At 66.6% G+C, this 12,901-nt stretch carries 11 protein-coding genes; 5 read left to right on the plus strand and 6 right to left on the minus strand.

The genetic code is table 11. From position 1 onward, the window contains the following. Positions 1–72: 72 nt before the first annotated feature. From ettA to ASD87_RS11145, 3 genes are all read left to right on the plus strand, one after another. Positions 73–1,746, plus strand: coding sequence for an energy-dependent translational throttle protein EttA (ettA, locus tag ASD87_RS11135; RefSeq protein ID WP_056321139.1), 1,674 nt, complete (start codon positions 73–75; stop codon positions 1,744–1,746). 181 nt (positions 1,747–1,927) lie between these two features. After that, the gene (locus ASD87_RS11140; RefSeq protein WP_056321142.1) at positions 1,928–2,461 is read left to right on the plus strand and encodes an isochorismatase family protein; all 534 of its coding nucleotides are present in this window, start codon (positions 1,928–1,930) and stop codon (positions 2,459–2,461) included. A 193-nt stretch (positions 2,462–2,654) separates the two neighbouring features. Further along, entirely contained in the window at positions 2,655–2,879 is a 225-nt protein-coding gene (locus ASD87_RS11145) for a glycine zipper 2TM domain-containing protein (RefSeq protein WP_056321146.1), read from the plus strand. Between the two features lie 89 nt (positions 2,880–2,968). Here the strand turns inward: ASD87_RS11145 and minE are convergent, their stop codons facing one another. The 4 genes from minE to ASD87_RS11165 all read right to left on the minus strand — a co-directional run bounded on the left by minE (position 2,969) and on the right by ASD87_RS11165 (position 7,047). Continuing rightward, entirely contained in the window at positions 2,969–3,226 is a 258-nt protein-coding gene (gene minE, locus ASD87_RS11150) for a cell division topological specificity factor MinE (RefSeq protein ID WP_006217654.1), read from the minus strand. Between the two features lie 3 nt (positions 3,227–3,229). Beyond that, positions 3,230–4,045, minus strand: coding sequence for a septum site-determining protein MinD (gene minD / locus ASD87_RS11155; RefSeq protein ID WP_008158705.1), 816 nt, complete (start codon positions 4,043–4,045; stop codon positions 3,230–3,232). Positions 4,046–4,187: 142 nt separating this feature from the next. Then, the gene (gene minC, locus ASD87_RS11160; RefSeq protein ID WP_056321149.1) at positions 4,188–5,120 is read right to left on the minus strand and encodes a septum site-determining protein MinC; all 933 of its coding nucleotides are present in this window, start codon (positions 5,118–5,120) and stop codon (positions 4,188–4,190) included. Positions 5,121–5,280: 160 nt separating this feature from the next. After that, entirely contained in the window at positions 5,281–7,047 is a 1,767-nt protein-coding gene (locus ASD87_RS11165; protein WP_056321152.1) for a glutamine--tRNA ligase/YqeY domain fusion protein, read from the minus strand. Between the two features lie 136 nt (positions 7,048–7,183). On the opposite strand from ASD87_RS11165, the gene ASD87_RS11170 reads away from it, so the two are divergent. Both ASD87_RS11170 and ASD87_RS11175 read left to right on the plus strand, forming a co-directional pair. Then, on the plus strand, positions 7,184–8,527 hold the full coding sequence (locus tag ASD87_RS11170) for a cytochrome ubiquinol oxidase subunit I (protein WP_056321154.1): 1,344 nt from the start codon (positions 7,184–7,186) through the stop codon (positions 8,525–8,527). Next, positions 8,524–9,579 carry a cytochrome d ubiquinol oxidase subunit II gene (locus ASD87_RS11175; protein ID WP_056321157.1) on the plus strand — a complete coding sequence of 352 codons (1,056 nt, stop codon included), beginning with the start codon at positions 8,524–8,526 and terminating at the stop codon, positions 9,577–9,579. The genes ASD87_RS11170 and ASD87_RS11175 overlap by 4 nt, the downstream gene beginning before the upstream one ends. Positions 9,580–9,631: 52 nt before the next feature. Here the strand turns inward: ASD87_RS11175 and recQ are convergent, their stop codons facing one another. Next, on the minus strand, positions 9,632–11,461 hold the full coding sequence (gene recQ, locus ASD87_RS11180) for a DNA helicase RecQ (protein ID WP_056321158.1): 1,830 nt from the start codon (positions 11,459–11,461) through the stop codon (positions 9,632–9,634). 93 nt (positions 11,462–11,554) lie between these two features. Beyond that, the gene (locus tag ASD87_RS11185; protein WP_056321161.1) at positions 11,555–12,892 is read right to left on the minus strand and encodes a fimbrial protein; all 1,338 of its coding nucleotides are present in this window, start codon (positions 12,890–12,892) and stop codon (positions 11,555–11,557) included. Between the last annotated feature and the right edge of the window lie 9 nt (positions 12,893–12,901).

Here is a 12,901-nt window from a genome sequence, read left to right on the forward strand (position 1 = left end):
CGCCTGCCGCACGCCGGTCAGGGTTCCGGCCTACAATCAACGGTTTCTCAGCTATATCTCACCTACGAGCCCATGGCCCAATACGTCTACACCATGAACCGCGTCGGCAAGATCGTGCCGCCCAAGCGGCAGATCCTGCGCGATATCTCGCTTTCGTTTTTTCCTGGCGCCAAGATCGGCGTGCTGGGCCTGAACGGCTCGGGCAAGTCGACGCTGCTGAAGATCATGGCGGGCGTCGACCGCGAGATCGAAGGCGAAGCCGTGCCCATGCCCGGCCTGAACATCGGTTACCTGCCGCAGGAACCGCAGCTCAATCCCGAGCACACCGTCCGCCAGGCGGTCGAGGAAGGCCTGGGCGCCGTCGTCACCGCCAAGAAGCGCCTGGACGAGGTCTACGCCGCGTACGCGGAACCCGACGCCGATTTCGATGCGCTGGCCGCTGAACAGGCCGAACTCGAAGCCATCATCGCCGCCGCCGCTTCCAGCGGCGCGGACGACATCGAACACCAGATGGAAATCGCCGCCGACGCGCTGCGCCTGCCGCCCTGGGACGCCATCGTCGGCAAGCTGTCCGGCGGTGAAAAGCGCCGCGTGGCCCTGTGCCGCCTGCTGCTGTCCAAGCCCGACATGCTGCTGCTGGACGAGCCCACCAACCACTTGGACGCCGAGAGCGTGGAGTGGCTGGAGCAATTCCTGCACAAGTTCCCCGGCACCGTCGTCGGCGTGACCCACGATCGCTACTTCCTGGACAACGCGGCCGAATGGATCCTGGAACTGGACCGCGGCTACGGCATCCCCTGGAAGGGCAACTACAGCTCGTGGCTCGAACAGAAGGAAGACCGCCTCAAGCAGGAAGAGTCCTCCGAATCCGCGCGCCAGAAGACCATCAAGAAGGAACTGGAGTGGGTGCGCCAGAACCCGAAGGGCCGCCAGGCCAAGGCCAAGGCGCGTCTGGCGCGTTTCGAGGAACTGTCTTCGTACGAATACCAGAAGCGCAACGAAACCCAGGAAATCTTCATTCCCGTGGGCGAGCGCCTGGGCAACGAGGTCATCGAGTTCAACAACGTCAGCAAGGCCTACGGCGACCGCCTGCTGATCGACAACCTCAGCTTCAAGGTGCCGCCGGGCGCCATCGTCGGCATCATCGGCGCGAACGGCGCCGGTAAGTCCACGCTGTTCCGCATGATCGCCGGCCGCGAGCAACCGGATTCGGGCGAAGTGAAGATCGGCCAGACCGTCAAGCTGGCGTACGTCGACCAGTCGCGCGACGCGCTGGAAGACAAGAAGACGGTATTCGACGCGGTGGCTGACGGCGCCGACCTCTTGACCGTGGGCAAGTTCGAAATGTCGTCGCGCGCCTATCTGGGCCGCTTCAACTTCAAGGGCGGCGACCAGAACAAGGTCGTGGGCCAGCTCTCGGGCGGCGAACGCGGCCGCCTGCACATGGCCAAGACGCTGATCGCTGGCGGCAACGTCCTCTTGCTTGACGAACCGTCCAACGACCTCGACGTCGAAACGCTGCGCGCCCTGGAAGACGCGCTGCTCGAGTTCCCGGGCAGCGTCATGGTCATCAGCCACGATCGCTGGTTCCTGGACCGTATCGCCACGCACATCCTTGCGTTCGAAGGCGATTCGCAAGTCGTGTTCTTTGACGGCAACTACCAGGAATACGAAGCCGACAAGAAGCGCCGCCTGGGCGAAGAGGGCGCCAAGCCCAAGCGCCTGCGCTACAAGGCGCTGAAGTAAAAAGACGAAAGCCGATTCCTCTGGTGTCTGACACCCAGGTGGCACTGGCGTCAATTCAAGACGCCGCCGCAAGGGTGTCAGACCACCAGCCAGTAGGAATACACGCCAAGCATCCCGGCCAAGCGCCGGGATTTTTTTCGGCCAGGCGTTATGCTGACAGCTTGTCCTGGGAGTCTTCACCATGCTGCTGTCCGCCACCGATTCCACCCTGCTGATCGTCGACATGCAGGGCCGCCTGATGCCTGTCATCCACGACGGCGATGCCGTGCTCAACGCCGCGCACAAGCTGGCGCAGGCGGCGCGGCTGCTTGATGTGCCGGTCGTGGCCACCGAGCACCACAGCAAGATGCTGGGCGTGACCGTGGACCCGTTGCGCGAACTGGTCCAGGCCACCTTCCAGAAGATGCACTTTTCCTCGGCCCGGGAACCGGGTTTCGACGGCTGGCTGCCGGCCTCGCGCCGCACGGTGCTGGTGGCCGGCTGCGAGGCGCACATCTGCGTGTTGCAAACCGTCATCGGCCTGGTGGAACTGGGCTACAAGGCCGTGCTGGTCGCGGACGCGGCAGGCTCGCGCAAGCCGTCGGACCATCATGCCGCGTTGCGCCGCGCCCGCGCGCACGGCGCGGAAATCGTCACGTCGGAAATGGCGATTTTCGACTGGATGGAAACCTGCGAGCACCCGCGCTTTCGCGACGTGTTACGTCTGGTCAAATAGCGGCCCGCGCCTGCAACATCGTCCCCAGGAGAGCGCAACGATTTGCTCTCCCTTTGACACAATTCCTGGGCAAACCTAACACCATGTCCCCGGATATTTTGCGATCCTGAAGGCTCCTAACCCCAAAAAAGGTCCGCGCGCTCGCGTTTGGGTTCACCGGTGCGGCCCCGGGTAAAAGAACAGGAGCTTCATCATGAAAATCGCATCGCTTTCCAAGATCTGTGCCGCCGTGGCGCTGGCTGCCACCATGGCGGGTTGTTCATCGTGGGATGGCATGAGCCATCGCCAGAAGAGTACCGTGGGCGGCGCCGCACTGGGCGGCGTGGCGGGCGCCGTCATCACCAACGGCGGCGTGCTCGGCACGGTCGGCGGCGCGGCGATCGGCGGTGTGATCGGCGACCAGGTGGGCAAGCGCTAAGCCTTCGTCGCCCCAAAAGCAACGCCCGGCAATGCCGGGCGTTTTTTTTGCGCAATGCGCGCCGGCAAGGCCGGCGCACAGCAGAGACATCAGGTCTCGTTCTGCGGCATTTCGATCTTCACTTCCAACACCTCGAGCGTGTCCTGGCGTTCCAGGTGCACCTTGATGTCTTCGGGATTGATCTTCACGTACTTGGAAATGACCGCGATCAGTTCCTGCTGGAGTTGCGGCAGGTAATCGGGGGAATCCCCGCGGCCACGCTCGTGGGCAAGGATGATCTGCAACCGTTCTTTGGCGACGGACGCGGAGGTCTTCTTTTGACCGAGCAGAAACGACAGGAAGGACATCGCTTACTTGCCTCCGAACAGGCGTTTCAGGAAACCCGGCTTTTCGTAGTCGGTAAAGCGCAGGGCCTTGTCTTCGCCAAGGTAACGGCTGACCACGTCCTTGTAGGCTTCCGAGACGTCGGTGTCTTTCAGGTGGATGGCCGGCAAACCCTGGTTCGAGGCCTGCAGCACGGCTTCCGATTCGGGAATCACACCGATGAGCTTGATGCGCAGGATGTCTTCGATGTCGGTCAGCGACAGCATTTCGCCGTCGGACACGCGCTTGGGGTTGTAGCGCGTGAGCAGCAGGTATTCCTTGACGGGCTCGTCACCCTCGACGGCGCGCTTGGACTTGGCGGCCAGGATGCCCAGGATACGGTCGGAGTCGCGCACCGACGAGACTTCGGGGTTGGTGACCACCAGCGCGTCGTCCGCGAAGTAGGCCGCCATCAGCGCACCGGTCTCGATGCCCGCGGGGGAGTCGCAGACGATGTAGTCGAAACCCATTTCCTTCAGGTCGTTGATGACCTTTTCCACGCCTTCCTGCGTCAGCGCATCCTTGTCGCGCGTTTGCGAAGCCGGCAGGATGAAAAGGTTTTCGAGCTGCTTGTCCTTGATGAGCGCTTGCTTGAGGGTCGCCTCGCCCTGGATCACATTGACGAAGTCATACACCACGCGACGCTCGCAACCCATGATGAGGTCGAGGTTGCGCAGGCCGACGTCGAAGTCGATGACAGCGGTCTTGTGGCCCCGCATCGCGAGGCCCGCGGAAAAACTGGCGCTCGTCGTGGTTTTGCCCACGCCGCCTTTGCCGGAAGTCACCACAACAATGCGTGTCATGACGATCAAACCCTTATGTTCGAATAAATCGCGTTATCGTAAAGCAAAAAGCCCGTGTAAGGCTTCTTACAGGATGTGTTGAGATTTGAGCGGGCCGCTGCCGGGCCGCCGTCTTGCAGGATGCCGCACACAGCGCGCGGCATCAGGCCTTCAGCGCTTCGATGCGCAGCGTGTCGCCATCCAGCCGGACCAGCGCGGGCTGGTTCTGCAGCGTGCGGTCGAGCTTGTCCTCGACCACGCGATACACGCCCGCCACTGCCAGCAGTTCCGCATCCAGATGCGTCGTGAAGATGCGCGCCGACGTATCGCCGCGCGCGCCGGCCATGGCCTTGCCGCGCAGCGGACCGTAGACGTGCACGTTGCCGTCGGCGATGACCTCGGCGCCCTGGCTGACCATGCCGATCACCACCAGGTCCGTGTGGCGGGCATAGACGCGTTGCCCCGAACGCAGCGGGCGCGTGATCACCAGCGCCGAAGACGAGTGCGGCGCCGCGGCCGTCGGACTGGACGCGGACGTGGTGCTGCTGGCCGCGCGGGCGGGCAGGGGATCCGCATCGGGCGCCGGGGCGGCAGCCTGCGCATCGGCGGCTTCATCGGCCGCGGGCTTGTCTTGCGCGGCCGCATCGGACGCAGGCGCCGGCGCGGCCTGGGCCGAGGTGTCGGTGGGCGCGGGCGCGATTTCGACCGCAGCCGCGGGCACGGACGGCACCGGCGTGGCGACGTCGTTGGGCGGCGCGGTGTCCACCACGGGGGCGGGGCGCGCTGCCGGCGTGGACAGTTCGACGGGCGTCAGGCCGGCTTCGCGCGCGGCCTGCAGGTTGGCGCCTTCGGCCACCACGCCGATCGGGGGCAGGTTGTGGCCGCGCAGCGCCGCCACCAATGCCGTCCAATCGATCTTTTCCTCGACGCGGCTGGCGTCGATGACGACGGGCTCGTTTTCAAAGAAGCTGCCGGCATCGGCCATGCGTTTGGCGAGCGCAGCGTTCAGGCGTTCGGGATCGGCACTATGCAAAACCACCCGGATGGCATAAAGGGTGGCGCTCTTGAAGTCCAGGGCTAGCGATTCAGTGTTCATCTTGATTTTGGCTGGSGGTCTGGACGCCGGAAAACGGCGTCCTCGACCGGCTGCGGGATGTCGGGGATGATAACCCGCCCGGGACGGCCTGCGCCGGGCGCACGGCGAAAGAAAAAGGCGCCGCAAGGCGCCTTTTCCCGGTATTGCGCGCGTGGGCGCGTCAACCCTGGGCCCAGGAATCGCGCAGGGTCACGATGCGGTTGAGCACCGGCGCGTCAGGCGTCGAGTCCTTCAGGTCGGCCGTGAAATAGCCCAGGCGCTCGAATTGCCAGGTGGCGCCGGGCGTGGCCACGGTGCCGGGCTCCAGCCAGGCCGTGACGGTCTGCTTGGAGTTGGGGTTCAGGCAGGCCAGGAAGTCCTTGTCGCCGCCGTCCGGACGCGGATCGGCAAAGAGGCGGTCGTACAGGTGAATCTGGGCAGGCACCGCGTGCGCCGCGCTCACCCACGTGATGTTGCCCTTGACCTTGACGCTGTCCGCGCCCGGCGTGCCGCTCTTGGTGTCGGGCAGGTACTCGGCCTGCACTTCGACGACCTCGCCGGCTTCGTTCTTGGTAAAGCCGGTGCAGCGCACGACGTAGCCGTACTTCAGGCGCACGGTGTTGCCCGGGAACAGGCGGAAATACTTCTTGGGCGCTTCCTCGCGGAAGTCGTCGCGTTCGATCCACAGTTCGCGCGACAGCGGGAATTCACGCACGCCGGCTTCGGGGTCATGCGGATTGCGCGGCGCGGTGCAGGTTTCGGTCTGGCCTTCGGGGTAGTTGGTGATGACCAGCTTGATCGGGTCCAGCACGGCGACCGAACGCGCTGCGATGGGGTCCAGATCGTCGCGCACGGCTTGCTCGAGCAGGCTGTAGTCGATGCGCGAGTCGGACTTGGACACCGCGGTGCGGTCGCAGAACAGGCGGATCGACGCGGGCGTGTAGCCGCGGCGGCGCAGGCCGAAGATGGTGGGCATGCGCGGATCGTCCCAGCCGTCCACGTGGCCTTCCTTCACCAGTTGCAGCAGCTTGCGCTTGCTGGTGACCACGTAGCTCAGGTTCAGGCGGGCGAATTCGTATTGATGCGGCAGCGGCTGGGCCAGCTTGCCCAGTTCGGCCAGGCGCGCCAGGATCCAGTCGTAGAACGGACGCTGGTCTTCGAATTCCAGCGTGCAGACGCTGTGCGTGATGCCTTCCAGCGCGTCTTCCACCGGGTGCGCCCAGCTGTACATCGGGTAGATGCACCACTGGTCGCCGGTGCGGTGGTGCGTGGCGTGGCGGACGCGATACATGACCGGGTCGCGCAGGTTGATGTTGGGCGAAGCCATGTTGATCTTCGCGCGCAGCACCAGGCTGCCGTCCGGATGCTTGCCGTCGCGCATCTCGCGCAACAGCGCGATGGACTCGGCGGCCGGGCGGTTGCGCCAGGGCGAATCCGTGCCGGGTTCGGTCAGGGTGCCGCGATTGGCGCGAATCTCGTCGGCGCTTTGCTCGTCGACGTAGGCATGGCCGGCTTCGACCAGGGCTTCGGCGAACTCATACATATAGCCGAAGTAGTCGCTGGCGAAATACAGGTTCTCGCGGCCGTCGGCCTTCCAGTCGAAGCCCAGCCAGTGGACGGCCTCGATGATGGCGTCGACGTATTCCTGGTCTTCCTTCTCGGGGTTGGTGTCGTCAAAGCGCAGGTGGCAGACACCGCCGAAGTCGCGCGCCAGGCCGAAGTTCACGCAGATGCTCTTGGCGTGGCCGATGTGCAGGTAGCCGTTGGGCTCCGGCGGAAAGCGCGTGCGGATGCGGGCCGGGTCCGCTTCCCCCTGCTGCTGCAAGGCCGCCGGGCCAGGCTTGCCCGCCCAGCGTTTGCCCTGGAAGCGGTTGGCTTCGAGGTCGTCTTGGACGATGTTGAGCAGGAAGTTTGATGCGGCGGGGGTCGGCGTCGTGGCGGAGGTCATTCTTGAAAGAATAGGAAAAAGCAGCGACAAAGCGTCAATTTTGCCACGTTCCGCACCGCGCCCCTTTTCGTCACGCCTGCAACCGGTTTCAATCCGCCCCCGTAGTCGTGTAACTGGCTCTACACTACGGGCCATTATGGATATCTCGACCCTATCCCTGGCCCGGGCGCAGTTCGTGGCCAGTCTTAGCTTCCTGGCGCTGTTTCTCGCCGTCTCCCTGGCCCTGGCCTGGGTGCTGCTGTTCTTCAAGATCCGCGCGCGGTGGTCCAGCCATGGCGGCTGGACGGCGGCCTACCGCTTCTGGGTCCGCATCTTCGCCCTATCCTTCGTGCTGACGCTGGCCGCCAGCGTGCCCGTCCTGATCCAGATCGGCAGCCTGTGGGCGGGGCTGATGGACAAGATCGGCAACGTGGCCGGTCCGCTGCTGGGCTACGGCATCCTGTCGGTCTTCATTCTCAAATCCTGTTTCCTGGGCGTCATGCTGTTCGGCCAGCGCCGCGTGTCCGATGGCGCGCACACGCTGGCCGTCCTGATGGTGGCGGTGGGGCAGGTCGTGGCCGTGTTCTGGGTGCTGGCCCTGCAATCCTGGATGCAGACGCCCGATGGCGCGCTGCTGGTCGACGGCCGCTATCAGGTCTACGACTGGATGAAAGTGGTGCTCAATCCCTCGGTCGGCTGGCGTCTGGCCGTGGTGATGGTCGGCGCGGCGCTGGCCGCCTCGTTCCTGATGATGGGCGTGACCGCGCTGCAGGCGTTGCGCCGGCCGCTGGGCGAGGGCGAGCGCAGCGCGTTCAAGACGGCGCTGGTGGTGGCCGTGGTGGCCGCCTTCCTGCAAGTGCCGGTCGCAACCGGCGCGGGCCAGATGATGGCCAAGCTGCAACCGGCCAAGGCCGCCGCCGCGGCGGGCTTCTGGCAGAGCGGTCCCGTGCCGCAGCTGGTGCTGTTCGGCTGGCCGGACGCCCGGGCGCACGTCAATGTCGGCGACCTTACCTTCAACAATGCGGGCGGCATGTGGCTGCACCGCAATGCGGACGGCACCTACCAGGGCCTGGACAAGTATTCGGGCATGCTGCCCCCGGTGGCCGTGACCTTCTGGTCGGTGCGCGTGGCCGTGGGCCTGGGCCTGCTGATGCTGGCCGTGGCCTGCGTGACCTTCCTGTGGACCTTCCGCCGCGGCCTGGACCCGTCGGCCCTGCCGCCGTGGTGGCAGCGGGTCCTGTGCGGCATGATGTTTTCCGGCGGCATCGCCGTCGTGGCGGGCTGGTGGGTGTCCATCATCGGACTGCAGCCCTTCGTCGTGAACGGCACGGTCACGCAATCCGAAGTCCTGGGCTCCATGCCGTCCAGCACCGTGCTGTATGGCCTGGCCGGCTACGGGGTGCTGTATGCGCTGCTGCTCGCCGCGTTCGCCGGCATGCTGTTCCATGCCGCGCGCTACGGCGTCGTGCCCGTGCGCAAGCTGAGCGGAGGTGCGCCATGATCGCCATGCTGGCGGCCTCCCAAGGCCTGAGCCCCGACGATCCTTCTTTCTGGATGCCGCTCGCCTTAATGGCGCTGCTGTTCGTCGTGATTGCCGCGGGCATGGTCCTGGACGGCTTCGATCTCGGCGTGGGCATCCTGCTGCAGATCGCGCCGGAGCACGAGCGCGGCCGCATGATGAGCCTGCTCAGCCCGTGGCGCGACGCCAATGAATTCTGGCTGCTGCTGGGCATGGGGTTGTTCGCGGCGGCGTTTCCGTTTGCCTGGGGCGCCGTGCTGGGCAAACTCTACGGACCGCTGACGCTCATGGTGCTGGGGGTGGTGCTGCGCAGCGTTGCGTTCGAATTCCGCATCCGCGCCCGCAACGAATTGAAGCCGCGCTGGATCTTCGCTTTCTGGGCGGGCTCGCTCATCACCGCCTTTGGCCAGGGCGTGCTGCTTGGCCGCATTGCCACGGGCTACCAGTCCGATGCGGGCTATGGCTGGTTCGCGATGTTCGTGGGCCTGTGCGCGGTGGCGGCCTACGTGCTGCTGGGCGCCGCGTGGCTGGTCATGCGCGTCGATGGCGACCTGCAGCGCCGCGCGGCCAACTGGGCGCGCCACGCGATCCGCTGGACCGCCGTGGGCATGGTGTCGATCGCGGTCACCCTGGGCCTGGCCAATGCCGGCATCTTCTACAAATGGAGCAACATCGCGCACCTGAGCCTCGCGGCGTCGGTGTGGGTGCTGATGCTGGCCGGTTTCGTGGCCGCGGAAATGCTGCTGGCACGGCTGCCCGGCCGCGCCGACCGCTTCAGCTGGCTGCCGTTCGTGCTGACGGTCGCGCTGTTCCTGCTGATGCTGAGCGGACTGGCCTACAGCCTGTTCCCGTACCTGATCCTGGACGACATGACGCTGTGGGACGGCGCGGGCGCGCTGGGCTCGATGCGGCTCGTGATGGCCGGCGCGGTGGTGGGGATACCGGTCGTGCTGGTGTTCAACATCCTGGCGTACCGGTCCGTGTTCGGCAAGGAACGCCGCCGCGTGCCGCTGCTGCCGCCGCCGTCTTACTAAGGGTCTTGCGGGCCGGGCGCCATGCCGCAAAGGCGTGGCGCCCGGGCCGGCGCTACAGCACCGGCCGCGCCACCCGCTGCAGGATTTCTTCGCCGTAGGCTTCCAGCTTGCGGGCCCCCACGCCGTTGATGTGGCTCAGGTCGTCCATGGACTCGGGCTGCGCCAGCGCGATCTCGCGCAGCGTGGCGTCGTGAAAGATCACGTAGGCGGGCACGCCGTGGCTCTTGGCGACTTCGCCGCGCCACGCGCGCAGGGCTTCGAACACGGGCTGCAATTCGGCCGGCAGGTCGATCGCCGCCGCCTTGGGCCGTCCGCTGCCCGTCTTGCCGGACCGCGGTTTCTTTTCGGACTCGCGCCGCAGCATGAGCTGGCGTTCGCCCTTGAGCACCGCGCGGCTGCCTTCGGTCAGGGCCAGCGTGCCGAAGCCTTCGTTGTCCACCGTCAAGAGGCCCTGCGCCAAAAGCTGTCGCAGCACGCCGCGCCAGGCGGTGTCGGACAGGTCGGCGCCCACGCCGAATACGCTGAGCGTCTCGTGGCCATGCTGCTGGGTGCGGTCGGTGACCTTGCCGCGCAGGATGTCGATGATGTGGCCGGCGCCATAGCGCTGGCCGCGTTCCTTCCAGAGCCGGTACACCGCCGACAGCACCTTCTGCGCCGCGACGGTGCCGTCCCACGCCTGGGGCGGGTCCAGGCAGACGTCGCAGTTGCCGCACGCGGTGATCTGCTGGCCAAAGTACGCCAGCAGGCGCACGCGCCGGCATTCCACGGTTTCGCACAGGCCCAGCATGGCGTCGAGCTGCTGGCCCAGGCGCCGCCGATAGGACTCGTCGCCAGGCGATTCGTCGATCATGCGGCGCTGCTGCACCACGTCCTGCAAGCCGTAGGCCAGCCATGCGGTGGCGGGCAGGCCGTCGCGGCCGGCGCGGCCGGTTTCCTGGTAGTAGCCTTCGACCGACTTGGGCAGGTCGATGTGCGCCACGAAGCGCACGTCCGGCTTGTCGATGCCCATGCCGAACGCAATGGTGGCGACCATCACCACGCCGTCCTCGCGCAGGAAGCGCGACTGGTTGGCCGCCCGCACCTGGGCGCTCAGGCCCGCGTGGTAGGGCATCGCATCGATGCCCTGGTTGCACAGGAATTCGGCCGTTTCTTCCACCCGGGCGCGCGACAGGCAGTACACCACGCCGGATTCGCCTTCGTGCTCGGTGCGGATCATGTCCAGCAGCTGCTTGCGCACCTCGTTCTTTTCGACGATGCGGTAGCGGATGTTGGGGCGGTCGAAGCTCGAGACGAAATGGCGCGCTTCGTCCAGCGACAGGCGCTGCGCGATCTCGGTACGGGTGACGGCGGTGGCCGTGGCCGTGAGCGCGATGCGCGGCACGTCCGGCCAGCGCTCGTGCAGCATGGACAGGCCCAGGTATTCGGGACGGAAATCGTGACCCCATTGGGACACGCAATGCGCTTCGTCGATGGCGAACAGCGCGATGCGGCCGCGGTCCAGCAACTGCAGGCAGCGGTCGGTCAGGAGGCGTTCGGGCGCGACATACAGAAGGTCGAGCTCCCCATCCAGGAACGCCTGCTCCACGTCGCGGGCCACGCGCCATTCCTGCGTCGAATTCAGGAACGCCGCGCGCACGCCCAGTTCCGTCAGGGCGTCGACCTGGTCCTGCATCAGCGCGATCAGGGGCGACACGACGATGCCCGTGCCTTCGCGCACCAGCGAGGGAATCTGGTAGCACAGCGACTTGCCGCCGCCGGTGGGCATGAGGACGAGCGCGTCGCCGCCGCCGATCACCTGATCGACAATGGCTTGCTGGTCGCCGCGGAAGGATTCGTAACCGAAAACGCGCTGCAACACGCCGAGGGCGCGCGCGTCAGACATGGGGGTAGGCCGGAAGCATCATGGCAGGGATTTTAAGCCCCAATTCCGGCCGGTCCCATCCCAGGGGGATTTTTTGGTCCGCGTTCCCGGCGCTTACCAACTGAGCCAGGTGCCGCGCATGAAGGTGTCCACGGGCATGCTCAGGTTGGCGCGCCAGCCATAGTCGCCCGTCACGATGTCGCGGTCCGCGCCCACGGCCAGCTTGACCTTGGGGGCGACGAACATGCTGTGGGACAGGCCCACGCGCTGCTCGGCCAGCACCGACCCTTCACGCAGGCCGGAATACGTGCCGCTCAACGTGCCCCAGCCCGACAGCGGCACGCCCGCAGAGACCGTATTGCGGGTCTGCGGGGCGGACGCGACGCCGTCGGAATAGGTCGACAGGTCGCCGTAGCCCGCGCCGATCTGTTCGTTGGTGTAGCCCAGCGTCACGGAGTCGGCCACATCGACGCTGTAGCCGAAGCGGTAGCGGTAGCCGCTGGCCGCGTCGAACGAACTTTGCGTGGCGCCTGCCCGGAAGGTGCCGAATTCGCCGGCGTTGTAGGTGGTGCCCACGCCGCGCGTGGTGAGCGACGGCGCGCTCTGCATCTGGCCTTCCACCGTCAGCACCGGCGTGAGCCCGTAGCGCACGCTGCCGCTGCCGACGGACGCGCCGTAGTCCACGGCCCCGGACTGGGCGGCAGGGTCCATGAGATTGAGCTTGCCCAGCGAGGACGAATAACCGAAGCTGCCTTCCGGCAACGTGGCGCCGCTGCCGCCCCAGTTGGCGATCTGCAGCCCGCCCACCGGTGCGCCGCTGCCCCAGGCGGGCGCATTGGGGTTGACGTTGCCCACCGTGAGGGACGGGCCCGAGGTATTGCGGTACACCCAGTTGCGGCTGCCGCCATAGCGCAGGCCGTCCTGTCCGCTCACCGACGAAAACCAGGGGCGGGAGGGGCGGGAGACGCCGGAGATCACCACGACCGGCACGCTCGGCAGGTCGCCGTCTTCAAGCGCAAAGGAATAATCCGGCGGGATGTCCGCCGCGGACGCGGGCGCCGCCAGCGGATCGCACGTCAGCGGTACCGGCGGTGCGCTGCCGGTCAGGCCCAGACCCGTGCCGGGGATGAACCCGTCGGCCGCATCCGGGCCGCCGTCGCGCACCGAGGTGTCCATGCCGGGTTCGGTCGCGTGCAGGTCGCAGGGCGTGGGGTCCAGCGGCACGGCCCGGTCGTCCAGCGACGGGGCGGGGCGCACCGGCAGGGATTGAACCGGCGAGAGCACGCCAATGCCGCGCGCCACGCGCGTGACCTCGCCCGCCGGGGGCGGCGTCAAGGTAAACGGGGGCACGTCGGGCTCGTCGCCAAACGCAGGCGCCATCGGCCAGGCAAGGCCCGCCGTCAACGCCGCGTGCAACAGCCCTCTGCGCCAGATGTTAGCTGTGGCGACCATGGGGACAGT

Origin of the sequence: Achromobacter sp. Root170 (genome assembly GCF_001428165.1) — a bacterium.
GTDB lineage: Bacteria > Pseudomonadota > Gammaproteobacteria > Burkholderiales > Burkholderiaceae_B > Achromobacter > Achromobacter mucicolens.